Raw genomic sequence first — 26144 nt, forward strand, 5'->3', positions numbered from 1 at the left:
TGGCGGTGTCCGAGGTGGATGCCGGCGCCGCCCGCGGCGGTTCACTCAGGCATCGGGCACGCGCATCGCGTCGACCAGCGTGGCCTGCCAGCCCGCCGCCGCCACCGGCCGCCAGACCAGGTGCGCCTGCTCCACGCACGTGAACGGGCAGTCGGAGACGCGGACCTGCACGAGCCCGCTTTCCTTCAGCGCGAACGCAGGCAGGTAGGCCAGCGCGTGGCCCTGGCGCACGAGGCTCAGCAGCACCTGCAGGTCGTCGATCCAGTAGCGGATGCGGCGCGGCAGCTGGTCGTCGCGCCAGCCGTCGGCGCGCGTGCCGCGCGGCTGGCCGCCCAGCATCGAGCGGCTCGGGCAGGCGAAATCGTGCGCGAGCACGCGGGCGGACGACGCGCGGGCGCTGCCGCCGCGCGCCTTGAGCGCCAGCGGATGCGTCGGGCCGGCGGCGACCTGCATCGTCAACGCGCCGAGCGCGATCGCCTCGAAGCCGGAGGCGGCGCGCGCGTTGCGCAGCGGCTCGTCGGTGACGATCGCGAAGTCGACCTCGCCGCGCGCGAGCGCCGCCAGCGCGTCGTCTTCCCACGCCGGGCGCAGCGCCAGGCTCGAATCGCGCCAGCGCGCCGACAGCGCCGCCGCGATCGCGGCGCCGAAGCGCCACTGCAGCAGCGGCGGTGCGGCGATGCGGCAACGCACGCCGAAGTCGGCGCCCTCGAACTCCGCGCGGGTCTGCTCGGCCAGCGCCAGCAACGCCAGCGCCCGTTCGCGCAGCCGCTGGCCGGCGGCATTGAGCCGCAGCGACTTGCCGGCGCGGTCGAACAAGGGCGCGTGCAGGGCGTCCTCGAGCCGGCGGATGGCGCGCGACACGGCCGACGGCGTCAGGTTGAGCTCGCCGGCGGCTTCGAGCAGCGTCCTGTGGCGGGTCGCGGTGACGAAAAGGCGAAGATCGGAGAATTCCATGAGTGCCTGCGGCGCAACGATCTGTGCATTTTGATTGCTTTACTGGAATCTTGCCAGGCTTCATGATCCGGCCATCCTGCAAGCCGGAGTCCGCCTCATGTCCACCCCATTCGTTCCCGCCAGCACCGCCGAGATCCACCGCCGCTGGCTCTATCGCCGCCATCCGGCGGGCGTCGTCGGGCCGGAGCACTACGAGCTCGTCGAGGCGCCGCTGTCGCTGGAGCTGTCGGACGGCGAGGCGCTGGTGCGCATGCGCTACGTGTCGGTAGATCCCTACATGCGCATCAACCAGTCGCTCAAGCCGACCTACAACGAGTTGCCGCATGCGCTGGACACCGTGCAGACCGCCGGCGCCGTGGGCCAGGTGGTGGCGTCGAAGTCGGCGGCGTTCGCGCCGGGCGACTGGGTCGAGGGCATGATGGGCTGGCAGACGCACGCGCGCGTGCACCAGGGCGCGCTGCGCAAGCTCGACCCGGCGCTGGCGCCGGTCAGCACTGCACTCGGCGTGCTGGGCATGCCGGGACGCACCGCCTGGTTCGGCCTGACCGAATCGGGGCGGCCGCATGCGGGCGAGGTCGTCGTCGTCTCCGGCGCGGCCGGCGCCGTCGGCTCGCTGGTGGCGCAGTTCGCCAAGCGCCACGGCTGCCGCGTGCTGGGCATCGCCGGCGGCGCCGCGAAGTGCGACTGGCTCACCGGCACGCTGGGGCTGGACTGGGCGCTGGACTACAAGGCCTTCGAGTCTGCGGACGCGCTGTCCGCGGCGATCAAGCAGCGCACCGGCGGCGTCGACGTCTACTTCGACAACGTCGGCGGCTGGATCACCGACGCCATCATCCCCATCATCAACCGGCGAGCGCGCATCGTGATCTGCGGCACGATCAGCCAGTACTCGGGCGGCCTGGACGTGCCCGAGCTGGGCCCGCGCTTCCTGCACCACATGCTGTACCAGCGCGCCACGATCCAGGGCATGCTGGCGCGCGACTACCTGCACCGGATGGACGAGATGATCCGCATCACCGGCCCGTGGGTGCAGCGCGGCGAGATCGTGTTCGAGGAGACCGTCGTCCACGGCTTCGACAAGCTGCCGGCGACGCTGAACCAGCTGTTCACGGGCGACCATCGCGGCAAGCTGCTAGTCGAAGTCTGAGGAAATACCGGGCGGGGGTACGGCTGCCCGATCATGGGTAGCAACACCGACTCGCCGCGGACGAGCATCGGCGCTATCCTGGGCCCAACACTCCGGCCTCCAGGATGGACTCCACCCGAATCGCCGACGATACCCGCCGCCTCGACCTGCTCCGCGCGCTGGACCTGCTGTGCGCCGAGCCCGATGCGGCGCTCGACCGGCTGAGCCGCATCGCCGCGGTCGTCACGGGCGCAGAGATCGCGATGATCACCTTCATCGCCGGCGACCGCCAGTTCATCCGCTCGCGCGTTGGCACGCAGGCCACGGTGGCCTCGATGCGCGATAGCTTCTGCACCAGCACGCTGGACGGCACCGGGCTGGTCGAGATCCGCGATGCGACGCAGGACGCGCGCTTCACGGACAACCCGTTCGTGCGCGGGCCGCGCGCGATCCGCTCCTACGTCGGCGTGCCGGTGCTGTTCGACGGCCTCGTGCTGGGCACCGTGTGCGTCCTCGACTCGCGGCCGCGCCGGCTCAGCGACGACCAGCGCGCCATCCTGGTCGACCTCGCAGGCATGGTCGAGAGCCTGCTGCAGGCGCGCAACAAGCGCATGCTGCTGCAGCAGGAGCGCGAGCACGCCGTCGACCTGGCGGCGGAGCTCGGCGAGTCCGAGGCGATGCTGCGGCAGGCGCAGCGCCTGGCGCGGCTGGGAAGCTGGGACATCGACGTCGACACGGGCCTGACGGCCTGGTCGGCCGCGCTCTACGAGCTGTTCGACCGCGATCCCGCCGACGGTCCGATCACGGCGGCGCAGTTCAGCGCCAGCATGCCCGAGGCCGAGCGGCCCGAGTTCGACGCCGTGGTGCGGCGCGCGTTCTACGAGCACGTCCCGATGAAGACGGAGTTTCGCCACGTCGCGCCGGACGGCCGGACGCGCTGGCTGAGCGCCGCCTGCGAGCCCGTGCGCAATGCGCAAGGGCGGGTCGTGCGCCTGCGCGGCACGCTGCAGGACATCACCGAGAACCGGCTCGCCGAGCGCCTCGTGCTCGAGAGCGCCAAGCGCGACCGCCTGCTGTGGCAGACGTCGACCGATGTGGTGCTGATGGTCAGCGAGAGCAACCTGATCCGCTTCGCCAATCCGGCCATCCTGCAGGTGCTGGGCTACCGGCCCGAGGAGGTCGTCGGGCAGCCGCTGACGATGCTGCAGCCCGAACGAATGCGCGAGGCGCATCGCCTGGGCTTCGCGCGCTATCTCGCGACCGGCACGCGCAAGCTCGACTGGCGGGCGGTGGAGATCGTCGCGCGCCATCGCGACGGCCGCGAGATCCCGGTGGAGATCTCCTTCAGCGACATGCAGATCGACGGCAGCCGCGTCTTCGGCGCCTTCATGCGCGACATCACGCAGCGCATGCAGCAGCAGCAGGCGCTGCAGCTCAGCGAGGAGCGCTACCGGCGCATCGTGCAGACGGCCGAGGAGGGCATCTGGATGATCGATGCGGCGACCGCCACCACCTTCGTCAACCCGAAGATGGCCAGCATGCTGGGCTACACCGCGGCGGAGATGATGGGCCGCTCCATGTACGACTTCATGGACGAGCGCGCCAAGGCCGACGCGCGCGAGAACGTGCGCCGGCGCGAGCAGGGCATCTCGGAACAGCACGACTTCCGGCTCACGCGCAAGGACGGCAGCGACCTGTGGACGGCGATGAGCACCAGCGCGGCGTTCGACGCCGACGGCCGCTACGAGGGCGCGCTCGCGATGGTCACCGACATCACGGAGCGCCGCCGCGCCGAGGAGGCGCTGCGCGAGAGCGAGGAACGCTTCCGCTCGTTGACGATGCTGTCGTCGGACTGGTACTGGGAACACGACGAGGAGTTCCGGCTCACCAAGGTCGTGGGCGGGCGCGCGTACGACCACAATGTCGGCCTGCGCCGCGGCTATGGCCAGCGGCCGTGGGAGGCGGCCAGCGAGAACATGGAGGAGGCCGACTGGGACAACCATCGCCGCCAGCTCGAGGCGCACGAGCCGTTCCGCGATTTCGAGATCACGCATCGCGGCGACGACGGCGAGCTGCACACCGTCAGCGTCAGCGGCGAGCCCGTGTTCGACGAGCACGGCCGCTTCACGGGCTACCGCGGCGTCGGGCGCGACATCACCGAGCAGCGGCGCGCCCAGACCGTGCGCCTCGAGCTGGAGGCCCAGTTGCGCGAGGCGCAGAAGATGGAGGCGATCGGCGTGCTCGCCGGCGGCATCGCGCACGACTTCAACAACGTGCTGGCCGGCATCCTCGGCAACGTGGCGCTGGCGATCCAGGACCTGCCGCCCGACCACCCCGCCGCGGCCAGCCTGGAGCAGATCCGCAAGGGCGGAATGCGCGGGCGCGGCCTCGTGCAGCAGATCCTCGCCTTCGCGCGCCGCCAGCCGCGCGCGGTGGTCAGCTGCGAGCTGCGGCCGCTGGTGGAGGACTGCGTCGCGCTCCTGCGCTCCACGCTGCCCGCGGGCGTCACGCTGGAGGCGTCGCTGCACGCCGAGCCGCTGTTCGTGATGGCCGATGCCACCCAGGTCGAGCAGGTGTTGATGAACCTGTGCACCAACGCCTGGCATTCGCTGGGTGGCAAGCCGGGACGGGTCGACGTGGCGCTGGACGCCGTCGAGCTCGACGCCAATGCGGCGCGCCATCTCGGCGCGGGCCTGACGCCGGGCGCCTACGCGCGCCTGAGCGTCGCGGACAACGGCCGCGGCATGGACGCCGAGACGAGGGCGCGCATCTTCGAGCCCTTCTTCACGACCAAGCCGGTGGGCGAAGGCACCGGGCTCGGGCTGGCGGTGGCCCACGGCATCGTCGCCGCGCACGGCGGCGTGATCCGCGTGCAGACCGCGCCAGGCGAGGGCAGCACCTTCGAGATCTACCTGCCGCGCTCCGCCAGCACGGCCGCCGCCGGGCGCGGACTGCCGCTGGCCACGGCGCATCGCGGCCACGGCGAGAACGTGCTCTACATCGACGACGACGACGTGATGGTAGTGATGGTGCAGCGGCTGCTCGAACGCCTGGGCTACTCGGTCACCTGCCTGGGCGACCCGGCGCGCGCGATCGAGGTGGTGCGCGCGGCGCCGCAGGCGTTCGACGTGGTGGTCACGGACCTCAACATGCCCGAGCTGTCCGGCCTGGACGTCGCCCGCGCGCTGCAACACCTGCGCGCCGACCTGCCGGTGATCATCAGCTCCGGCAACCTGCCGGACCAGTTGCAGAGCGAGGCCCGCCACGCGGGCGTGCGCGCGCTGGTGCACAAGCAGTACACGCTGGAGGAACTCGGCGCGGTGGTCCACTGGGTGCTGGCCGGCGGCCAGCGGCTGGGGCTGGAGCCGTTGCAGCTTGCCGCGCGCTAGGAACGCGTCTTGCCGCAAGACGAGCTTCGCGTTTCGAGGAGTTCCTCATGGCCCAGACCCGCATCGCCGTCATCGTCGGCAGCCTCCGCAAGGACTCGTTCAATCGCAAGCTGGCCGACGCGCTGCCCGGGCTGGCATCCGGCGTCGAGTTCACGCAACTGCGCATCGACGACCTGCCGCCCTACAACCAGGACGACGACGCGACGCCGGCCGAGTCCGTCAAGCGGCTCAAGGGCGAGATCGCCGCGGCCAGCGGGCTGATCTTCGTCACCCCGGAATACAACCGTTCCATGCCTGGCGTGCTGAAGAACGCGATCGACCACGCGTCGCGGCCCTACGGCCAGAGCGCGTGGAAGGGCAAGCCGGCCGGCGTGCTGGGCGTGTCCATCGGCGCGGCCGGCACCGCGATGGCGCAGCAGCACCTGCGCAACGTGCTGGCCTACCTCGACGTGCCCACGCTGGGCCAGCCCGAGATCTTCATCCAGCACAAGGAAGGCCTGTTCACGGGCGACGGCAAGCTGGCCGAGTCCACGACCAGGCTGATGCAGGGCTGGATGGACGCCTACCTGGCGTTCGTGAAGCGCCACGCCTGAAAAAACGGCCCCGCAAGCGGCGAGGCCCAGCCCACATGCCTCAGGAGATCACTGCGGCACGACGAACACCACCGCCGTGCGCGGCGGGATCGTGAAGGTGCCCGTCGCCGCGTCGTAGCTGGCCTGCGCGGCGCGCGTGTCTGCCGCGCCGGCGGCCAGGTGCACCGGGTGCAGCACGAAGTTGCGCGAGGCGAGCGCGGGGATCGCGATCGGGTGCGCCTGCTTGTCGACGTTGATGAAGTAGGTCACCTCCTGGAAGTTCGCGCCGGCGTAGCCGCCGCTGCCGTCCAGGTCGCCCACGATCACGGTCGGCACCTGCGCGGAGCCGGTGTTCCAGAACTTGAGGCGCGCCTTGATGTCCGCCGCGTTGGCCATGTGCAGCAGCGAGGTGCTCTTGCGGATGCGCAGCAGGTCGCGGAATTGGTCGCGCGCCCAGGCGATCTGCGTGGCCGTCGGCTTGATCGCCGCGTTGGCCAGCAGGGGTTGCTGCACCGGCCAGTCGCTGCCGTTGGTCGACTGCAGCGGCAGGCCGACGCCGAAGTTGTCGTCGGCGTAGCTCCAGTCCAGCCTGTTGAACCAGTCGCCGGCGTCGTAGCTGTTCTTGTCCAGCGACTTGCTGCGCAGCGTGTCGACGCCCGCGTGGTAGTAGGCCACGCCCTGGCCGAACGACACGATCGCGGCCCCCAGCATCTGCACGCGGGCACGGTCGTCCAGCGAGGTCGCCAGCGGCAACTTGTACTGGTCGTTGTCGAACAGCGTCTGGTTGTCGTGGTTCTCGACGTAGGTGACCGACTCCGACGGCGCCGCCGCGAAGCCCAGCGGGCTGCCGCCGTCGCTGATCTGCGAGAGCGGCAGCTGCGCGTCCCAGCTGGTGGTCAGCGTGTAGCCGGCGATCGAGCCCGCCATGCCGGCCTTGATGACGTCGCCGGCCCACATGAGGTCGCCGACCGCGGCCGTGCCCTGGCCGTTCGGGTCGTAGAACTGGCCGTTGAGGAAGCCCTGGTTGGCGATCATCGCGTTGCCCGTGTCGAAGCCGCTGCCGCCGCGCGCCGCGTCGCGCAGGTAGGGGTTGAACGAGCCGATGCCGGTGCCGTCCAGGCTGCCCATGCTGGACTGCACGAAGCGCGCGCCGTTGGCCACGGTGCCGAAGTTGAAGCCCTCGCCCAGCATCTCGACGTGGCGGCCCACGGCGGCGTCGACCTTGGTCTGCAGCGCGGCCAGCACGTCGCGCGGGATGAAGCTCATGATGTCGTAGCGGAACGAGCTGACGTGGTACTCGCGCGCCCACAGGACGACCGAGTCCTGCGCCAGCTTGCCCATCATGTGGTTCTCGGCGGCCGTGTCCGCGCAGCACGAATCGGTCAGCTGCTGGCCTTGGGTGCCGTAGCGGTAGTAGTAGCCCGGCACGATCTCGTCGAGCACCGAGTGGTCGTTCTGGCCCGAGGAGGTCGTGTGGTTGAAGACGACGTCCATGCCCACGCGCAGGCCCGCGGCATTGAGCGACTGGATCATGCTGCGGAACTCCATCACGCGCGTGAGGCCGTCGTCGACCGAGCTCGCGTAGCTGCCTTCGGGCGCGTTGAAGTGGTACGGGTCGTAGCCCCAGTTGAAGCAGTCGGTGGCCTGCGTCGCGGCGACGGCGGCCTGCTGCGTCTGGGCGTCGGGCGCGCCGCTGGGCGACGGCGTCGTGCAGCCGGTCTCGGGCACGCTCGAGAAGTCGAACATGGGCATCAGGTGGACATCGGTCAGCCCCGCGGCGGCCAGCGCGGCCAGGTGCTTCATGCCGTTCGAGCCGGTGTCCGTGAACGCCAGGTACTTGCCGCGGTGGGCGGCGGGGACGGTGGCGTCGTTGGCCGAGAAATCGCGGACGTGCAGCTCGTAGATCGTCTGGTCGGTGGCGGTCGACACCGTCGCCGGCGGCGTGCTGGCGTCCCAGCCGCTCGGTTTGGTGCGGGCGTCGTCGAGGTTGACGACCTCGCTGCGCACGCTGTCGGCCGCCAGCGTCAGCGAATACGGATCGGTGACGAGGTTGCGCACCAGGCCCACGCCGCGCACGAACACCTTGACGCCGAAGCGGTAGTAGCTGCCGCTGGTGTCGGAAGCAATGGTGACGCTCCAGATGCCGGTCGTGGCGTCGAAGGCCATCGGGTCGGCATTGGTCGCGTCCGACGTGCCCGAGGCGTAGCGGTACAGCATCACGCTCTGCGCGGTCGGCGCCCACAGCCTGTACGTCGTGGTGCCGGCGGAGACCGACGCGCCCAGCGAGGCCGTCGTGGCCGCGGCGTAGAGGTCGTCCATCGCGCCGGCGATCTGCGCCGTCGTGCCGTTCTGCGCGTTGCCGCCGATGTCCTCCTGCACGATCACGACCTGCGCCTTGTGCAGCGCCGCGAGCTTGGAGACGTCGGCGTCGCGCACCGTGTAGACGCTGCCGGAGCCGACCCACTTGAAGCGGGTCGCGACATCCGACGGGATCGTGCCCGTGAAATCGTCCAGCGTGATCGAGCCGTCCGCGCCCGTGACGGGCACGCCCAGCGACGCGACGATCTGCCCGGTGTTCGACCAGTACAGCTTGACGGTGTTGCCGCTCGAGACGTTCGGCCATTGCACGAGCTTGCTCGTGAGCCAGACGGCGCGCTGGTCGGTGGTCGACACGGAACGCGTGTCGGGCACGCTCGTGTAGACCGTCGGGTCGCCTTGCACCATCCAGATCTCGCCGACCTGGCTGGCGATCTTGAGATTGGCGTAGCTGACGACGATGTTGTCGGGCCGGCCGTCCTTGTCGTCGACATTGGGCGGCATGCCGTGGATGATGAATTGCAGCGTGTTCGCGCCCGGCGTGGTCGTCGGGTTGACCACCGGGATGTCGAAGGTGACCTCGGTCGGCGCCAGCGCGTAGTCGGGCATCGCGCTGAACGGCGTCGGGTTGTTCCAGTCGCCGTACGCGATGCTGCCCATGCGCGTGGTGTCCAGCCCGCTGCCGCCCCACAGGTGCAGGCCCCATGTCGAGTAGTCGTTGGCGTAGCGCAGGTAGTGCACGCGCACGGTGGCGATGTCGGGGGCCGTGGCGCCGTCGGGGTTGCTCGTGTAGACGGTCAGGTCGTCCTGGATGCGCCAGATCTCGTTGGCGCCCGGCTGCAGCGTGTAGCCCTGGTCGGCGCCGCCGTCGTCCTTGGTGTTGCCGTTGTGGAAGATGTAGCCGACGTTGCCGGTGGAGGCGGTCAGCTTGGCGTCGAAGTACACGCCGAACGCGTCGGTGCCGTCCGGATCCCATCCGTCGGGCCAGGTCGGAGAACTGGCGGAGCCCCACGTGTACATCTGCCAGCCGGCGTAGCTGGCGTCCGTGCGCTTGTAGTGGATGCGCAGCGACGTCGCGCCACCTGCGGGCGAGGACGGCGCGACCGCGGGCGGCACGGCGTTGAGCACCAGGCGCAGGTTGGTGGAGTTGCCGTCGGCCAGGTTCGGGTCGACGGTCGGCGGCGTGACGGGCGGGGGCGTTCCGCCGCCATCGTCGCCGCCGCAGGCGGCCAGCACGAGGGCCGCGACGGCCCCGACAAGCACATGGCGCGCGCGGCGCCATGTTGTCATCCAACTTGCGTTCATGATGTCTCCGTTGTGCTGCCGGAGCCTCATGCCAAAGGCATCGCTCCGGTATTGAGGCATCGTAATGAAGGCAAACTACAACAAATAAGAGTGCTTTCCCTTGAGAAGATTGGTAACTACATTCTCGTTGTAGTCTGATTCGGCGCTCAGGCAGCGCGATCGCCGACCGGCGGCGCGGTGTCGTGCGCCATGCCCGCGAGCAGGCGTTCGAACGCGGGCTGGCGCTCGCGCAGCTGGGCGAGCGGGCCGATGTCGACCAGCCGCCCGGCGTCCATCAGGCCGATGCGGTCGAAGTGCGCGAGCAGGCTCATGCGGTGCACCGAGGCGACGATGCAGGCCGAAGGAAAGGTGTCGGCCAGTGCGTGGTGGATGCGCGCCTCGGTGATCGGGTCAAGCGCGCCGGTGGGCTCGTCGAGGAACACGATCGAGCTGCTCGCCGCGGCCAGCGCGCCGCGCGCCAGGCACAGCCGCTGGCGCTGGCCGCCCGACAGGTTGCTGCCGCGCTCGGCGACGGCGAACTCGAGGCCGCCGTCGAGCCCGGACAGCACGTCGTCGAACGCGCTGCCGCGCATCGCCGCCGCGAGCGTGGCCTCGGGCAAGGCGGTGCCGAAGTCGAGGTTCTCGCGCACGCTGCCCTCGAAGACGTCGGCTTCCTGCGGGATCAGCGTCGCCAGCGCCGCGAGATTGTGTACCCCAGGCTGTATCCGCCCATCGACCTCGACGACGGTGCCCGGCGCCGAGTAGAGGCCGGCGAGGACACGCATCAGCGTGCTCTTGCCGGAGCCGCTGCCGCCCACCAGCGCGATGCGCTCGCCGCGCCGCAGCGCGAGCTCGTCCAGGCCCAGCGGCGGGGACTCGGGCGCGGCCGTCGCATGGCGGAACGCGATGTCGCGCACGACGATGCGCTGCCACTGCGCCGGCAGGGGCGCCACGGGCTCGCTGGCGGGAGCGTCGAAGATCGGCCGCGCGCTGGCGTAGTCGGCGCGCGTGCGCGACAGGCTCTGCAGGTGCGCGGTCATGTCGGTGGCGACGGTGGCGGTGCGTCCCGCGTATTGCTGCACCATGAACACGGCGCCGATCGCGATGGTGCCCGCGCCCTGGCGGCTCTGCAGGAAGACATACGCCACCACCAGCGCCCAGGTCGTCAGCGTGCTGACGAGATCGACCATGCACCACTTGGCCTCGTTGACCACGATGTTGCGCGCGAGCGGCACGAACACGCGCTGCAGCCGCTGGTGCAGCAGGCGGCGCGACGCGGCCTGCAGGCGCAGGCTCAGCACCGTGCCGATGTGGCGCAGGAAGTCGGCCATGCCTGCGCTGTAGCGGCGTTCGGCCGCGAGTTCCTCCATCGAATTGCGGATCAGCGTGCGATCGATGCGCATGCTGGCGATCGCCAGCGCCGCGAACATGACGAACGCAGCCAGCCCGATGCCGGTCGACAGCGCCGCCAGCGCGAACAGCGGCCCGACCAGCCCGACGATGCACTGCAGGTAGAGGAACTGGTTGGCCGAGAAGTCGTACAGCGCCAGCGTCGACTGCCGCACGCGTTGCTGCATGTCGCTCGAATGGTGGCCCTCGTGCCAGCTCAGCGGCGCGGCGGTCAGTCGCGTGTAGAGCTCGTCGGACAGCGACTCGCGCACGCGCAGGCCCACGCGGCGCTCGAGCACGCGCCCGGGCCCGTGCAGCATCCACGCCGCGATCGACGCGGCCATCACGCCCGCGACCCAGGCGAGCGCGCGCCGGAGGTTGTCGGGGCCGCCTTTCTGCAAGGCATCGATGGCCTGCGCGGCCAGCCAGGGCACCGCGAGCCGCACGACCTGCGACGTGGCCAGCAGCCCCATCGACAGCAGCATCGCGACGCGCGTGCCCTTGGCGTAGCGCCAGACGCCACGATAGAGACCGGCGTCCACGGGATTTCGGGAAGAGGGCACGAGGGCGTCCGTTTCGCTGAAGGGTGCGTCGGCGGACACCATAGCCGAATCGGCCGCGCCATGAGATACGGCCGGGCAGGCCGGCCGTTCTGGCTAGGAGGAGGGGGCGGGCTGGCGGCCCGCGATGTCATCGCTGCTTGTTCGAGCGGTTGCTGTTGTCACCGCCTTGCTGCACGTCCCGGCTCTGCGCCTGGCCCGGGTCGGACTTGATGTTGCTGCCTTGCTGGTCGCGGCTGCCGCCCGACTGGCTCTGCTGCTTGTTCGAGCCGCCGCTGGGGGTCAGCTTGCTGTCCTGGCCGCCTTGCTGGTTCGGATTCTTTTGCACGTGTTGCTCCTTGGTTGGGTTGCCCCGCCGTTCTCCGGTGGAGACGGCCTTCGAAGACGTTCGGAGGTCGTATCGAGAAGCGGCAACACGCATTCCCGCAACGTGAACGAGCTTCACGCAGCGGGCGCCGGAGGTCAGTTCGTGTAGTTTTCGACGGTGCCGATGTCGCGCGGCTTGGCGGTCTCGGGGTCGGCGCCGAACTCGCGCTTGGCGCGGCGCTGGCGCAGCAGGTCCCAGCACTGGTCGAGCTGCTCGGCGACGCTCTTGAGGCGATCGGCGTTCGCCTCCGGCGCCGGAGCGCCTTCGCGCAGGCGATGTTCCTCGTCGACGAGCGCGGTGATGCGATCGAGAATGGTCTGGTCTTCCATGTTGGCTCCTGGGTAGGCAGGGCGTCCGCGGGTGCGGACGCATCGAGCCGCGCGAGCAATTTACGCTCCTCGGCGGCGGGCGTCACCCGGAGCATGCGTCATCGCGGCGTCACGTCCTGGCGGCAGGGTCATGCGGCGACCCGCCGAGCTAGGGTTTTCATGAGGGCGCTCTTCGCCATTTCGAAGTGCCAACCCCGTGGACAGCCCCGCGGCGCCAACGCATACTGCCGGATTCGAGTTCGAGTCATCGAACCGAGATGAGTCTGTGCAGACAGCCGCGCGAGGCGGCCGCTAGCGCAGGCCACATGTCGCGCGATCCGACACGAGGGAACTTCCATGGTGGCAGCTGCACAGCGGATCGAGCGTCTCGATCGGCTCGAACGCATTATCCAGACGCAAGCGCTGCTGGTTCAGGCCGATCTGGCGCTGAACCCGTTCATGCAGCTGGTCATCGACAAGCTGCGCGAGCTCACGCAGGCCCACGGCGCTTCGGTCGACTTCGTCGACGACCAGCACACCGTCGTCCGCCGTGCCAGCGGCGCCTTGGCCGGCCACCTGGGCCTGCGCATCGCCAACGCCACCAGCCTGTCGGGCCAGTGCGTCCGCACCGGCGCCGTCCAGCGCTGCGATGATTCGGAAGCCGACGAGCGCGTCGACCGCGCGACCTGCCGCATCCTCGGCGTCCGTTCGATGATCTTCGCGCCGCTGCGCCAGGGCACGGCCACCGTCGGCGTGCTGAAGGTGTTCTCCGAACGGCCGCAGGCGTTCGACGACGGCGACGTCCAGATGCTGCAGCTGATGGCCAGCGCCATCGTCGCGGCGCTCGCCAAGAAGGCCGCGCTCGACGCCCGCAACGAGGCCGAGGCGCGCTTGCGCACGAGCGAGGAGCGCATGCGCGCGCTGCTGGAGCACGCGCACGACGCCGTCATCTCCATCGACGAGCACGGCCGCGTGTCGCAATGGAACCGCGCGGCGGAGCGGCTGTTCGGCTGGTCGCCGATCGAGACCATCGGCCAGCCGGTGGCCGACCTCATCGTGCCGCCCGCGATGCGCGCCGAGATCGCCAGCGTCGTCACGCGCTACGCGACCTCCGAGCGGCTGGAGGACGCACAGCAGCGCGTCACGCTGCAGGCGGTCGACCGCGCGGGGCGCCTGCTGTCGGTCGAGGTGAGCCTGACCGCGACCCGCGTCGCCGGCCACTGGGAGCTGACGGCCTTCGGCCACGACGTCTCGGAACGGCGCCAGTTCGAGGCCAAGCTGCGCTCGATGGCGCTCAGCGACGGCCTCACGGGCCTGGCCAACCGGCGCGGCTTCATGGAGGCGCTCGAGAAGGCCGTCTCGCGTCACGCGCGCGGGGGGCCACCGCTCGCACTGCTGTTCCTCGACCTCGACGGCTTCAAGGAGATCAACGACGTCCACGGCCACCACGTCGGCGACCTCGCGTTGCATGCCTTCGCGCGCCGCCTCGAGGGCTGCGTGCGCAAGGGCGACACCGTCGCGCGCCTGGGCGGCGACGAGTTCACAGTGCTTGCCGAGGGCGTCGTCTCGCTGGAGCAGGCGCGCGCGATCGCCGACAAGATCATCGAGGCGATGAAGCCGCCGCTGGACGTCCACAAGCTGCGGCTGCGCGCGAGCATCGGCATCAGCCTGTACAAGCCGCCGGCCGACGCCTCGCGTTTCCTGCGCGAGGCCGACCACGCGATGTATCACGCCAAGCACAATCACGACGAGGTCGAGGGCGTGTCGGCATTCATGTCGGATGCGGAGCTGCTGGACTGAGTCCACAATCGGTGCGACGTCATTCGACCGCGGAGCCCTGATGACCGACTCGCACAGCCATTCGCCCGGCGATCCGCCCTGGAAGCACGACGGCGTGCGCGTGGTGCCCGCCGACAGGCTGGACCCCAACACCGCGCAGACGCCCGGCATGGATCGCCAGGCCGCGATCACCTTCGCGCGCACCGGCGCCCAGAAGCTGTGGGCCGGCACGGTGCACATCCACCCGAACGCGAAGACCGGCGCCCACCACCACGGACCGCTCGAGAGCGTGATCTACGTCGTCAAGGGCCGCGCGCGCATGCGCTGGGGCGAGCGACTCGAGTTCACGGCCGAGGCCGGCCCGGGCGACTTCATCTACGTGCCGCCGTTCGTGCCGCACCAGGAGATCAACGCCAGTCCCACCGAGACGCTGGAGTGCGTGCTGGTGCGCAGCGACGGGCAGGCGATCGCCGTCAACCTCGACATCGAACCGGCCGAGCCGCCGGAGGACGTCGCCTGGGTCGATCCGACGCATCCTGCGGCCTGATCGCGCAAGGAAGCGGCCACGGCCCGCCGACCTGGCCGGGCGCGGCCAGCATCTGTCGATCCAACGATCATGCACGGCGAGATCGCGCCGCTGCGTCAGTCGGCGTCGTCGTCGACGGCCTCCTGGCGCAAGGCCTCGAAACGCGCCCGATACTCCGAGCGCAGCACGCGCCGCAGCTCCGCGGTTGCGAAGCGCCGCCGCTCCTCGCTCGTGCGAGGCTCCAGCGGCGGCACCGCGACGGGCTTGCGGTCGTCGTCCAACGCCACCATCGTGAAGAAGCAGCTGTTGGCGTGGCGCACCCGTTGCGTGCGGATCTCCTCGGCCAACACCTTGATGCCCACTTCCATCGAACTGGTGCCGACGTGGTTGACCGAGGCGAGGAAGGTCACCAGTTCGCCGACGTGGATCGCCTCGCGGAACATCACCTGGTCAACCGACAGCGTGACGACGTAGCGCCCCGCATAGCGCGCCGCGCAGGCGTAGGCGACCTGGTCCAGCAGCTTCAGGATCGTGCCGCCATGCACGTTGCCCGAGAAGTTGGCCATGTCCGGCGTCATCAGCACCGTCATCGAGAGTTGGTGTTTGGGCGAGTCCATGCGGCGTCCTCCAGTCAAGTGTTCAGGCGGCGCCGGCCGGCGCGACGGAGGCGCCGGCGACCGCGTGGCGGCGCATCGCGTCGGCGACGAAGCCGCTGGCCTTCGCGTCCTCCACGAAGGCGTGCAGTGCGGCGTGGGCGTCCGCGCCGCGGGCGCGCGCGAGGCCCATGGCCTGGCGGATCACCATGAAGCGACCCGGCAGCACGCGCAGCCCTGGCGTGGCGGCGGCGACCTCGACCAGCGTCTGGCGGATGCCGCCCGCCACGTCGGCGCCGCCGCGGCGCAGCGTCTCGACGACCTCCGCCGCGCCGGCCACGCGCAGGAACGACGCCGCCTTCAGCTCGCGCGTCAGGAACAGGTCGTACGCGCTGCCCTGGCCGACGACCACCGAGGTGCCAGGGCGATCGACGTCCTCGTTGGCCCGGCAAGGCGAATCCTCGCGCACCAGGTAGGCGCCTTCGATCAGGATGTAGGCGTCGGTGAACGCGATCTCGGCGGCGCGCAACGGGTCGATCGCGAAGAAGCCGACGTCGGCGACGCCGCCGGTGACGGCGTCGACCGACTTGGCCGCGGCCGGAAATTCGATCGTCTCGAGCGGCACGCCCAGGCGTTCGGCCAGCGCCTGCGCGAGATCGACCGACACGCCCCGAGCGCGGCCGGTGGCGGGATCCGTGTTGGCCAGGATCGGATTGCCGAGGTTGATGGACGCGCGCAGCCGGCCGGTCGGTGCGAGCAGGGCGGCGGTGGCGGGATCGAAGGCGTCGTTCATCGGGACATTCTGCTGGATCCGGCGGCCCTGCGCAGCCGTATTGAACCTCTGGCGCGCCGGATGGTCATAAAGGGTGCGTTCGGCGCGCCGGAGCCGGAGATTGCATGATCCGGCCCGCGTCACTGTAAGGATCGCACCGCCTCCGGCGACAGACACTCAACCCCGCAACGAATCCAGGAAAGTTTCCATGCCCATCGCCCGTCGAACCGCACTCCTGTCCGGCTTCAACCTGCTGCTTGGCGGCGGCGTGGCCGTGCTGGCGGCGGCCTGCAGCCGCGCCGGCGCCGCGCCGACCGCCAAGGAGCACTTCGAAGTCGAGATGACCGACGACCAGTGGAAGGCCAGGCTGTCTCCGCAGGCGTACGCCGTGCTGCGCCACGAAGGCACCGAGACGCCGTTCACCAGCCCGCTCAACAACGAGCACCGCAAGGGCACCTTCACCTGCGCCGGCTGCGCGCTGGCGCTGTTCGCGTCGGACACCAAGTTCGACAGCGGCACCGGCTGGCCCAGCTTCTGGAAGCCCTTGCCCAACGCCGTCAACCAGCGCGTCGACAACTCGCTGGGCATGTCGCGCGACGAGGTGCACTGCCGCCGCTGCGGCGGCCATCTCGGCCACGTCTTCGACGACGGCCCCAAGCCGACGGGCCTGCGTTACTGCATGAACGGCGTCGCGATGGCGTTCACGCCGGCCTGACGTCTCTTCTTCTTGCTCAAGGACACCTCATCATGACCAGCATCCCCGTGGCCGCTTCCTACAAGGCCCGCCAATTCTTCCTCACGACCGTGGGCGTCGGCTGCCTGCTGGCGATCGGCCTGCACTTCAGCGGCGCCCGCGCGGCCGAGCCGTCGGTCGTCATCCCCGCGCCGGCCACCGACGAGCCCGCCGCCGGCCGCCACACCGAGACCGCCGTGTTCGCCGGCGGCTGCTTCTGGGGCGTGCAGGGCGTGTTCCAGCACGTCAAGGGCGTCACCAACGCCGTCTCGGGCTACTCCGGCGGCAAGAAGGACACGGCCGAATACGAGACCGTCAGCGGCGGCAACACGGGCCATGCCGAATCGGTGCAGGTCACGTTCGACCCGACGCAGGTCAGCTACGGCAAGCTGCTGCAGGTCTACTTCTCGGTGGCGCACAACCCGACCGAGCTGAACTACCAGGGCCCGGACCACGGCACGCAATACCGCTCGGCGCTGTTCCCGCTGGACGACGCGCAGCGCAAGGTCGCCACGGCCTACATCGCGCAGCTGGACGCGGCCAAGGCGTTCCCCAAGCCCATCGTCACGCGCGTCGAGGCCTACAAGGGATTCTTCCCGGCCGAGGGCTACCACCAGAACTTCCTGACGCTGAACCCCGACTATCCGTACATCGTCTACAACGACCTGCCCAAGGTGGCCGACCTGAAGAAGGTGTTCCCGACGGAGTACGCCGAGAAGCCGGTGCTGGTGCCCAACGTCGTGGCGTCGAAGTGAACGGGCAGGGCGGCGCGCGGCCGCCCGCCGTCACTTCGTGAGAAAGCCCAGCAGCGTCGTCGCGAACTTGCCGTACGGCGGGCCGATCAGCGAGAGGGCGCTGAAGCGGGCCTGGTAGAACACCGGGCGCAGCTTCGAGAAGGTGTCGAAGCCCTCGCGGCCGTGGTAGTGACCCATGCCCGACTCGCCCACGCCGCCGAACGGCAGGTCGTGCTGGGCGACGTGGAACAGCGCCTCGTTGACCGACACGCCGCCCGACATCACGCGATCGAGCAGCATCTGCACGCGGCGTCCGTCGTTGCTGAACGGATAGATCGCGAGCGGGCGCGCGCCGGCGTTGATGGTCTGGATCACGGTCTCGAGCGAGTCGTAGGCGCGGATCGGCAGGATGGGCCCGAAGATCTCGCGTTGCAGCAGCACCGAGTCGGCCGGCGCGTTGAGCACGATGTGCGGCGACATCTTGCGCGTCGCGCGGTCGTACGGCTCGCCCGGGATGACCTGGATCACGGTGGCGCCGCGTGCCTTGGCGTCCTCCAGCGCGCCGACGAGCCGCTCGAACGAGCGGTCGTCGATGACCGAGGTGTAGTCGGTCGACGCGATCGTCGGATAGCGCGCGTTGATGATCTCGCGCGCGGCGGCCACGAACTCGTCGACCTTGGCGCGCGGCACCCACGCGTGGTCGACCGTCGTGCAGATCTGGCCGGCGTTCATCAGCTTGGCGAACAGGATGCGCTCGGCGGCCAGGCGCAGCGGGAAGTCGTCGCACAGGATGGCCGGCGCCTTGCCGCCCAGTTCCAGCGTGACGGGCACCAGGTTGGCCGCGGCGGCGGCCATCACCGAGCGGCCGGTCTGGCCCGAGCCGGTGAACAGCAGGTGGTCGAACGTCAGCTTGGAGAACTCGATGCCGACGCCGCCGGTCTCGTCGAAGAAGCGCAGCTTGTCGGCCGGGAAGTAGGCCGGGATCTTCTCGATCAGGAACGCGGCCAGGTGGCGCGAGTTCTCGCTCATCTTGATCATCGCGCGGTTGCCGGCGGCGAACGCGTAGGTCAGCGGGATGAGGCTCAGGTGCAGCGGGAAGTTCCACGGCACGATGATGCCCACCACGCCCAGCGGCTGCGGGATCACGCGGTTGCTCGCGCCGAGGAAGTTGCGCAAGTCGACCGAGCGGCGTTGCGGGCGCATCCACTTGCGCAGCGAACCGATGACGTGCGAGATCCCGTCCATCGCCGGGAAGATCTCGGCCAGCAGCGTCTCGTGCTGCGAGCGGTGGCCGTAGTCGGCGCTGATCGCGTCGCACAGCGCCTGCTTGTTCTCGCGGATGAAGCGCTGCAGCGTGCGCAGGTCGGCCTTGCGTTCGGCCAGCGTGGGCACCGGGTGCGCGAAGTAGGCGGCGCGTTGCAGCGCGAGCGCGTCCTCGAGCGTGCGGGCGATCTCGGCGCTGTCGGGGGCGATGTTGGGCAGGTCGTTCTTCATGGCAGGCTCCTCGGACGACGCATGCGCGCGTCTTGCGCCGATTGTCCGCTTTCGCTCGAGCATGCGGCCTCAGGGACGACCCCTGTCGGGCGAGCGATTCTGGCCCGCGAAGTCAGCCGGTGGCCTGCAGGGCCACTCGTCCAGGGAACCGGACCTGTCTTCAGACCTCGTGCACCATGTCCATCTCGGCGTCGCCATCCGGCTTCTTCGGCGCGGGCCTGGCCTTGCGGATCAGCAGCAGCAGCGGCAGCGACACCACCGTCAGCGCCAGCATGAAGCGGAAGTCGTCGAGGTAGGCCATCATCGCGGCCTGGCGGTCGACCAGCGTGTTGACCAGGGCCAGCCCGCCCTGGCTGGCCGGATCGACCATCGCGGGCAGCGACTGGAAGCCGAGGTTGCCGGCCGTGATGTCCGAGGCGAGCTCCGAGTGCGCGCGCGCCGTGCCCGAGGTCAGCATCGCCTGCACGATGGAGATGCCCACGCTGGAGCCGATGTTGCGCAGCAGGCTGAAGATGGGCGTGCCGTCGTTTCGCAATTCCGGGTTCAGCGTGGCGAAGGCGACCGCGCTGAGCGGCACGAACGTGAAGCCGATGCCCAGGCCCTGGATCACGCCGGAGACGATGATGATGCGGCTGCTCATGTCCAGCGTCATGCCGGTCATCATCCACAGCGCGATCGCGGTCAGCGTGAAGCCGAGCGCCATGATGGCGCGGGCGTCGACGTAGTGCAGCAGGCGGCCCACCATCAGCATCGCCACCATCGTGCCGACGCCGCGCGGCGCCATCACCATGCCGGTATAGACCACGGGGTATCCGAGCAGGCCCTGCAGCAGCGTGGGCAGCAGCGCCATCGTGGCGTACAGCACCATGCCGACGATGAATGCGAACAGGAGGCCGGTGACGAAGTTCGCGTCCTTGAGCAGCCGGCGGTCGAAGAACGAGGTGCCGATGGCCGTGAACGTGTGCGCGACGAAGAAGGCGAACGCGATCAGGCAGCCGATCGCCTCGATGCGGATCTCCATCGAGTCGAACCAGTCGAGCTGCTCGCCGCGGTCGAGGAACATCTGCAGCAGGCCGATGGACAGGCTCAGCGTCGCGAAGCCGAACAGGTCGAGCTTGATGCCGGCCGGCCGGCTCTCGGGCAGGAAGCGGGCGATGCCGTAGAAGGCGAGCACGCCCACCGGCAGGTTGATGTAGAAGACCCAGCGCCAGCTGGCGTTCTCGGTCAGCCAGCCGCCCAGCATCGGGCCCAGGATGGGGCCGATCATGATGCCGGCGCCCCAGATCGCCATCGCCTGGCCGATCTTCTCCTTCGGGTTGATGTCCAGCAGCACCGCCTGCGACAGCGGCACCAGCGCCGCGCCGAACAGGCCCTGCAGCAGGCGGGCGGCGACGATCTCGAGGATGTTGTCGGCCATGCCGCACAGCGCCGAGGCGACGGTGAAGCCGGCCACGGCGATCAGGAACACGCGGCGGCGGCCGAAGGCCGAGCACAGCCAGCCGGTGAGCGGCGTGGCGATGGCCGCGGCCACGATGTACGAGGTCAGCACCCAGGAGATCTGATCCTGCGAACTCTGCAGCGCGCCCTGCATGTGCGGCAGCGCGACGTTGGCGATCGTGGTGTCGAGCGCCTGCATGATGGTCGCCAGCATGATCGAGATGGTGATCATGCCGCGGTGCGGGATCAGGCGATGGTCGCCAAGACTCATGCGGCGTCTCCGGGCCCGCCCGCGTCGCCTTGCAGGTTCGCGCGCACGCGCTGCAGCATGGCCACCAGCTGCTTGCGCTCGGCCGCGCTGAAGCCGGCCAGCGCGGCTTCCTGCACGCGGTCGCTGACAGCGAACGCCTTCTCCAGCGCGGCCTCGGCGCGCGGCTGCAGCTCGATGGCATTGGCGCGGCGGTCGGTCTCGCTCGGGCGGCGCGTGATCCAGCCGGCGGCTTCCATGCGGTCGACCAGCGTGGCCACGGCCATGGGCGTCAGGTCCAGGTGCTGCGCGAGCTCGGCCTGCGTCGGCGGATGGCCGCTCTCGTTGTACTTCACCTGGCCGATCAGGCGGCACTGCGCGCGCGACAGCCCCAGCTCGACCCGAGACAGCTGGTCGAACTGGCGGCCGTAGAGCCGGCCCACCTCGTTGACGATGAATCCGACCCGGTTCTGGAATTCGGCTGGCTTTTTCATATAGGGATATATGATAAGCCAGTTTATTAAGTCAGGCTGAACGCCATCGGCCCGACCGGGGCGATTCGCCGGGGTAGCCCGCCCGTTGCAAAGGCTTGCCGAAAGCCCGGCGCCGGCGACGGCCAGCGCCGCTAACATGGGTGCATCCCAGTCCGCCCAATGGCTCATGCCGACGTCGCAGCGCTCGATCGCCGCTTCCGCTGAACGCATCCCGACGCTGCCGCGCTGGATGCTGACGCTGGCCACGGCGGTCGTGGCCGTCGGGTTGCGGGTGCTGCTGGAGCCGGTGCTGGGCGACAGGCTGCCGTTCCTGATCGCGTATCCCGCCGTCGTGCTGGCATCGTCGATGTGGGGCATCGGCTCGGGGCTGTTCGTCGCGCTCGCGACCGCCCTGGTGGCCGCGGTGCCGTGGATCCCACCGACGCTGGAGCCGTCCGACCGGCCGATGCACGTCGGTGCGTTCTGCCTGGTGGCCATCTTCATCAGCCTGTTCACGAACCTGCGCGCGCGCGGCCCCGTGGCGCACGCCACCGGCGACGCCGAGACGACCTTCGACACCCCGCTCGAGACCTGGCTGCGCGCCGTTCTGTGGGGCGCCGTGCTGGTGCCGATCACCGCCTTCCTCGCGGCGTCGTGGTGGGGCTACGAGCACGCGGTGGCCGATGCGGAGGGCGCCGCCGAGCGCGCCGCGATCCTCGTGCGCGGCCAGGCGCAGCGCACCTTCGAGATCGCCGAGCAGATCGCCCATCGCGCCGACGAGGCCTCGCGCGGCGACGAGGCGACGCTGCGCGGGCGCGAGGCGGAGATCCACGCGCGCCTGGCCGACATGGTGGCGGGCCTGCCCTCGGTGGTGAACCTCAACGTCTGGAACGCGCAGGGCCGGCCGATCGCCCGCAGCGACCGCTACCCGACCGACCACATCGTCGCGGTCGACGATCGCGGCTACTTCCTGCAGCAGCAGCACACGCCGGTGCCGCTGGGCATCAGCGACGTCCTCACCGGGCGCCAGACCGGGCTGCAGCTGCTCAACGCGACGATCCGCCGCAAGACGCCGGATGGCCAGTTCGCGGGGATCGTCTCCGTGTCGCTGTCGCCGGCCTTCTTCCGCGAGTACTACCGTTCGCTCGCCGCCGAGAACCCGACGCTCGCGCGCTTCGCGCTGGTGCGCACCGACGGCGCCATCCTGGCCAACTGGCCGCTGACGGAGGCCGACGGTTCGCCGCGCGTGCAGCTCAACGACGACGTCTTCGCGCGCGTGAAGGCCGGCGACCGAGAGGGCCATCTCGAGGTGACCTCGCGACGCGACGGCCAGCGCCGCTTCATCAGCTTCCAGCGCGTGGGCGACTATCCGCTTTACGTCGTCGCGGGCGTGAGCCGCGCCGCGATGCTGGCCGGATGGCTGCGCTTCGTGGGCTTGCTGGCCTCGCTGCTGGTGCCGGTGACGGCGGGCCTGACCTACGTGTCGCTGCTGGCGCTGCGCAAGACGCGCCGCGAGCAGGCCATCACGGCGGCCCTCAACGAGGCGGTGCGCCGGCGCGCCGCGGCCGAGAAGGGCATGCTGGAGAGCCAGAAGCTCGAGACGCTCGCGCAGCTCACCGGCGGCGTGGCGCACGACTTCAACAACCTGCTGGCCATCGTCAGCAGCAGCCTGCACGTGCATCGCCACCTGCATCCCGAGCATGGCGAGGAGCGGCATATCCAGGCGATGGACCGCGCGGTGCAGTCCGGCACGCGGCTCACGCGCCAGCTGCTGTCGTTCTCGCGCAAGCAGGCGTTGCGGCCGGAGCTCATTGCGCTGCAGTCCTGGCTGCCCGGCGCCGAAGGGTTGCTGCGCAGCACGCTCGGCTCGCGCATCGCGATGGAGATCGTGGTGGACGCGGACGTGTGCCCGATCAGCGTCGACGTCGCGGAGCTGGAGCTGGCACTGATCAACCTGGCGCTCAACGCCAAGCACGCGATGCCCGGCGGCGGCCGCCTGCGCATCGCCGCGCGCAACGACGGCGCGTCGGAGGACGGCACGACGATGGTGGCGATCGCCGTCGCCGATACGGGGGTCGGCATCGCGGCCGACGTGCTGCCGCGCGTGTTCGAGCCATTCTTCACGACCCGCATGAACGAGGCCGGGTCGGGCCTGGGCCTGAGCCAGGTGCACGGCTTCTGTGCGCAGGCCGGCGGCCGCACGCGCATCGACAGCCAACCTGGCGTGGGCACGACGGTGGAACTGCTGCTGCCGGCCGAGCACCCGCTGGCGCATTCGCCGGCGGCGCAGGTGCCGGCCGACCCGGGGCGGCTGGCGGGCCGCGTGCTGCTGGTGGAGGACAACGAGGACGTCGCGCAATCGACCGCGGCGATCCTGCAGGCCGCCGGGCTCGAGGTGACGCACCAGTGGAGCGCCGACGCCGCGCTCGCCGCGCTGCAGGGCGGCGCCACGCTGCCCGACATCGTGCTGAGCGACATCGAGATGCCCGGCAAGCTGAGCGGCATGGACCTGGCGTTCCGCCTGCGCGAGCTGTGGCCGCGCCTGCCCGTGGTGCTGATCACCGGCTATGCGAAGCAGCTCGAGGACGCCGTCTCGGGCGGCCTGCGCGTGCTGCCGAAGCCGACGCCGCCGCAGGACCTGCTGCGCGAACTGCGCCGCGCGATGCTGGACGCGCCTCGCGCCGCGCCGCTCGCGGCCGTCGCTCAGCCGCCCAGGTAGGCTTCCTGCACGCGCGGCTCGTCCAGCAGCTCGCGGCCGCTGCCTTGCAGCACGACGTGGCCGTTCTCCAGCACGTAGGCGCGCTCGGCGATCTTGAGCGCCTGGCGCACGTTCTGTTCGACCAGGAAGATCGTCAGGCCGCCGGCGTTGATCTCGCGCAGCGTGCGGAAGATGCCCTGCACGACGATGGGCGCCAGGCCCATCGACGGCTCGTCCAGCAGCAGCACGCGCGGACGCGCCATCAGCGCGCGCCCGATCGCCAGCATCTGCTGCTCGCCGCCCGACAGGTTGCCCGCGAGGCCGTTCTCACGCTCCTTCAGCCGCGGGAACAGCGTGAACATGCGCTCGAGGTCGCTCGCGCGCGCGGCCGCGCCGTCGCGCCGCGTGTAGGCGCCGAGCTCGAGGTTCTCGCGCACCGTCAGCGTCGTCAGCGTGGCGCGGCCCTCGGCCACCTGCACCAGGCCGGCCGCGACGAGCTTGTGGGCGGGCAGGGCGCTGACGTCGTGGCCGTCGAACATCACCTTGCCGGCGGCCTTGGGCACCAGGCCGGACAGCGCGAGCAGCGTCGTCGACTTGCCCGCGCCGTTGGCGCCGACCAGCGTCGTGATCTGCCCGGCCTGCAGCGACAGGTCGACCGCGCGCACGGCCTCGATGTGGCCGTAGTTGACGCTCAGGCCGGAGACCGACAGGAGTGCTGCACTCATTCGGCGACTCCCGGCACCACCGCGACCTCGTCGTCCTCGCGGCCGAGATAGGCCTCGATCACCTGCGGGTCGTTGCGGATCTGCTCCGGGCCGCCGTGCGCGATGATCTTGCCGAAGTTCAGCACGGAGATCTCCTCGCACAGGCCCATCACGAAGCGCATGTCGTGTTCGATCATGAAGATCGTGTAGCCGCGGCCCTGGATGTTGACGATCTCGCGCATCAGCTCGGTCTTCTCGGTGCTGTTCATGCCCGCCACGGGCTCGTCGAGCAGCAGCAGCGTGGGCTCGGTGGCGAGCGCTCGCGCGATCTCGAGCTTGCGCTGGGCGCCGTACGACAGGTTGTCGGCGAGGTCGTCGGCCTTGTGATCGAGCTTCATCCACGACAGCAGCTCGCGCGCGCGGTCGCGCGCACGACGCTCCTCGGCCCGGTACTTCGGGAGCGCGAACAGCAGGCCGGGCACGCCGTAGTCCATGTGCCGGTGCATGCCGACGATGACGTTCTCGAGCAGCGTCATCTCCTTGAAGATGCGGATGTTCTGGAAGGTGCGCGCGATGCCCGCGCGCGTGATCTGGTGCGGCTTGCGGCCCAGCAGCGTCTTGCCGTCGAGCGCGATGTCGCCGGTCGTGGGCGGCAGCAGGCCGGTGATCAGGTTGAAGACGGTGGTCTTGCCCGCGCCGTTGGGGCCGATCAGGCCGGAGATGGTGCCCGGGCGCACGTCGAACGAGACGTCCTGCAGCACCTTCAGGCCGCCGAAATGGCGCGAGACGTTGGTCAGCGTGAGGAGCTTGCTCATGGCGTCACTCCCTTCTTGCGCAAGCCAAGCACCTTGCGCATCCACGCCGGGTTCCACAGGCCCTTGGGCAGGAACAGCACGATCAGCACGAGGATCAGCCCGTTGGCGACCGCGCGGTAGTCCTTGAAGCTGCGCAGCAGCTCCGGCAGCAGCGTGATGATGACGCCGCCCAGCACCGGGCCGAACAGGCTGTTGATGCCGCCGAGGATGGTCATCGTCAGGATCTCGACGCCGCGGTCGAAGCCGAATTCCTGCGGGCCGATGAAGAAGGTCAGGTGCGCGTTGAGCACGCCCGCCAGGCCCGCGATGGCCGCGCCGAGCGCGAACGCGAGCATCTTGTGCCCGTTGACGTCGATGCCCATCAGGCCGGCGGCGGTCTCGTCCTCCTTGATCGCCTCGAACGCGCGGCCGATCTTCGAGCGCCGCAGCCGCGCCAGGAACGCGAGCACCAGCACGACGGCCAGCAGCACGTGCCACCACTGCGTCAGCTGCGGGATGCCGTTCAGGCCCAGCGCGCCGCCGGTCAGGCCCTCGGCGCGGATGACGATCAGGCGCACGACCTCGCCGAAGGCCAGCGTGGCCATCGCGAGATAGACGCCCGACAGCCGCAGGGTCGGCTTCCCGATCAGGAAGGCCACGACCGCGGGCGCCGCCATGCCGGCCGCGATCGCGGCGGGGAACGGCCAGCCGTAGTTCATCGTCAGGATGGACGACGTGTAGGCGCCGATGCCCATGAACGCGGCGTTGGCCATCGCCAGCATGCCGCAGGACAGCGTCAGGTAGATGGACAGCGCCAGCAGCGACGCCGTGCCCAGCGACAACACGAGGTTGCTGTAGATGGACCAGAAATTGTCTAGGTAGTCGAGCATCGTTC

The 26144-nt window shown here is 70.1% G+C and carries 21 protein-coding genes; 8 read left to right on the top strand and 13 right to left on the bottom strand.

Annotated elements, in window-relative coordinates:
* Positions 1 to 45: 45 nt before the first annotated feature.
* Entirely contained in the window at positions 46 to 954 is a 909-nt protein-coding gene (locus tag LPC04_RS10610; protein ID WP_275682188.1) for a LysR family transcriptional regulator, read from the bottom strand.
* Between the two features lie 97 nt (positions 955 to 1051).
* On the opposite strand from LPC04_RS10610, the gene LPC04_RS10615 reads away from it, so the two are divergent.
* The 3 genes from LPC04_RS10615 (at position 1052) to LPC04_RS10625 (ending at position 6062) form a co-directional block, all read left to right on the top strand.
* Positions 1052 to 2101, top strand: coding sequence for an NADP-dependent oxidoreductase (locus LPC04_RS10615; RefSeq protein ID WP_275682189.1), 1050 nt, complete (start codon positions 1052 to 1054; stop codon positions 2099 to 2101).
* A gap of 104 nt (positions 2102 to 2205) precedes the next feature.
* Positions 2206 to 5469, top strand: coding sequence for a PAS domain S-box protein (locus LPC04_RS10620; RefSeq protein ID WP_275682190.1), 3264 nt, complete (start codon positions 2206 to 2208; stop codon positions 5467 to 5469).
* Between the two features lie 47 nt (positions 5470 to 5516).
* Positions 5517 to 6062, top strand: a complete 546-nt coding sequence (locus LPC04_RS10625) for an NADPH-dependent FMN reductase (RefSeq protein WP_275682191.1) — start codon at positions 5517 to 5519, stop codon at positions 6060 to 6062.
* Between the two features lie 48 nt (positions 6063 to 6110).
* On the opposite strand, the gene LPC04_RS10630 is transcribed toward LPC04_RS10625, so the two are convergent.
* The 4 genes from LPC04_RS10630 to LPC04_RS10645 form a co-directional block, all read right to left on the bottom strand.
* Positions 6111 to 9662, bottom strand: coding sequence for an alpha-1,6-glucosidase domain-containing protein (locus LPC04_RS10630; protein WP_275682192.1), 3552 nt, complete (start codon positions 9660 to 9662; stop codon positions 6111 to 6113).
* A gap of 146 nt (positions 9663 to 9808) precedes the next feature.
* Positions 9809 to 11593 (bottom strand): ABC transporter ATP-binding protein, encoded by a 1785-nt coding sequence (locus LPC04_RS10635; RefSeq protein ID WP_275682193.1) that lies wholly within the window; start codon positions 11591 to 11593, stop codon positions 9809 to 9811.
* A gap of 127 nt (positions 11594 to 11720) precedes the next feature.
* Entirely contained in the window at positions 11721 to 11918 is a 198-nt protein-coding gene (locus LPC04_RS10640) for a hypothetical protein (protein ID WP_275682194.1), read from the bottom strand.
* Positions 11919 to 12052: 134 nt separating this feature from the next.
* Positions 12053 to 12286, bottom strand: coding sequence for a DUF2630 family protein (locus tag LPC04_RS10645; RefSeq protein WP_275682195.1), 234 nt, complete (start codon positions 12284 to 12286; stop codon positions 12053 to 12055).
* 336 nt (positions 12287 to 12622) lie between these two features.
* Here LPC04_RS10645 and LPC04_RS10650 point away from each other — a divergent pair, with 336 nt between their 5' ends.
* Positions 12623 to 14065, top strand: coding sequence for a diguanylate cyclase domain-containing protein (locus LPC04_RS10650; RefSeq protein ID WP_275682196.1), 1443 nt, complete (start codon positions 12623 to 12625; stop codon positions 14063 to 14065).
* Positions 14066 to 14105: 40 nt separating this feature from the next.
* Positions 14106 to 14591 (top strand): cupin domain-containing protein, encoded by a 486-nt coding sequence (locus tag LPC04_RS10655; RefSeq protein ID WP_275682197.1) that lies wholly within the window; start codon positions 14106 to 14108, stop codon positions 14589 to 14591.
* Positions 14592 to 14686: 95 nt separating this feature from the next.
* Here the strand turns inward: LPC04_RS10655 and LPC04_RS10660 are convergent, their stop codons facing one another.
* On the bottom strand, positions 14687 to 15187 hold the full coding sequence (locus tag LPC04_RS10660; protein WP_275682198.1) for an acyl-CoA thioesterase: 501 nt from the start codon (positions 15185 to 15187) through the stop codon (positions 14687 to 14689).
* 22 nt (positions 15188 to 15209) lie between these two features.
* Positions 15210 to 15956 (bottom strand): transporter substrate-binding domain-containing protein, encoded by a 747-nt coding sequence (locus tag LPC04_RS10665; protein ID WP_275682199.1) that lies wholly within the window; start codon positions 15954 to 15956, stop codon positions 15210 to 15212.
* Positions 15957 to 16143: 187 nt separating this feature from the next.
* On the opposite strand from LPC04_RS10665, the gene msrB reads away from it, so the two are divergent.
* Entirely contained in the window at positions 16144 to 16650 is a 507-nt protein-coding gene (msrB, locus tag LPC04_RS10670; RefSeq protein WP_275682200.1) for a peptide-methionine (R)-S-oxide reductase MsrB, read from the top strand.
* Positions 16651 to 16682: 32 nt separating this feature from the next.
* The gene (gene msrA, locus LPC04_RS10675; protein ID WP_275682201.1) at positions 16683 to 17423 is read left to right on the top strand and encodes a peptide-methionine (S)-S-oxide reductase MsrA; all 741 of its coding nucleotides are present in this window, start codon (positions 16683 to 16685) and stop codon (positions 17421 to 17423) included.
* Between the two features lie 30 nt (positions 17424 to 17453).
* Here the strand turns inward: msrA and LPC04_RS10680 are convergent, their stop codons facing one another.
* The 3 genes from LPC04_RS10680 to LPC04_RS10690 form a co-directional block, all read right to left on the bottom strand.
* Entirely contained in the window at positions 17454 to 18896 is a 1443-nt protein-coding gene (locus LPC04_RS10680; protein WP_275682202.1) for a coniferyl aldehyde dehydrogenase, read from the bottom strand.
* 160 nt (positions 18897 to 19056) lie between these two features.
* Positions 19057 to 20604 (bottom strand): DHA2 family efflux MFS transporter permease subunit, encoded by a 1548-nt coding sequence (locus tag LPC04_RS10685; RefSeq protein WP_275682203.1) that lies wholly within the window; start codon positions 20602 to 20604, stop codon positions 19057 to 19059.
* Entirely contained in the window at positions 20601 to 21074 is a 474-nt protein-coding gene (locus LPC04_RS10690) for a MarR family winged helix-turn-helix transcriptional regulator (RefSeq protein ID WP_275682204.1), read from the bottom strand. Before LPC04_RS10690 ends, LPC04_RS10685 begins: the two co-directional genes overlap by 4 nt.
* A gap of 166 nt (positions 21075 to 21240) precedes the next feature.
* Between LPC04_RS10690 and LPC04_RS10695 the strand changes: the two genes are divergently transcribed.
* Positions 21241 to 23772, top strand: a complete 2532-nt coding sequence (locus tag LPC04_RS10695) for a hybrid sensor histidine kinase/response regulator (RefSeq protein WP_275682205.1) — start codon at positions 21241 to 21243, stop codon at positions 23770 to 23772.
* Here the strand turns inward: LPC04_RS10695 and LPC04_RS10700 are convergent.
* Genes LPC04_RS10700 through LPC04_RS10710 form a run of 3 tightly spaced genes read right to left on the bottom strand, consistent with a single transcriptional unit; the run spans position 23757 to position 26139 of the window.
* The gene (locus LPC04_RS10700; protein WP_275682206.1) at positions 23757 to 24476 is read right to left on the bottom strand and encodes an ABC transporter ATP-binding protein; all 720 of its coding nucleotides are present in this window, start codon (positions 24474 to 24476) and stop codon (positions 23757 to 23759) included. The two genes, LPC04_RS10695 and LPC04_RS10700, sit on opposite strands and share 16 nt — an antisense overlap.
* Positions 24473 to 25270 carry an ABC transporter ATP-binding protein gene (locus tag LPC04_RS10705; RefSeq protein ID WP_275682207.1) on the bottom strand — a complete coding sequence of 266 codons (798 nt, stop codon included), beginning with the start codon at positions 25268 to 25270 and terminating at the stop codon, positions 24473 to 24475. The genes LPC04_RS10700 and LPC04_RS10705 overlap by 4 nt, the downstream gene beginning before the upstream one ends.
* Complete coding sequence (locus LPC04_RS10710; RefSeq protein ID WP_275682208.1) at positions 25267 to 26139, bottom strand: branched-chain amino acid ABC transporter permease; 873 nt, start codon at positions 26137 to 26139, stop codon at positions 25267 to 25269. The genes LPC04_RS10705 and LPC04_RS10710 overlap by 4 nt, the downstream gene beginning before the upstream one ends.
* Between the last annotated feature and the right edge of the window lie 5 nt (positions 26140 to 26144).

The organism is Scleromatobacter humisilvae, assembly GCF_023231945.1.
GTDB lineage: Bacteria > Pseudomonadota > Gammaproteobacteria > Burkholderiales > Burkholderiaceae_C > Scleromatobacter > Scleromatobacter humisilvae.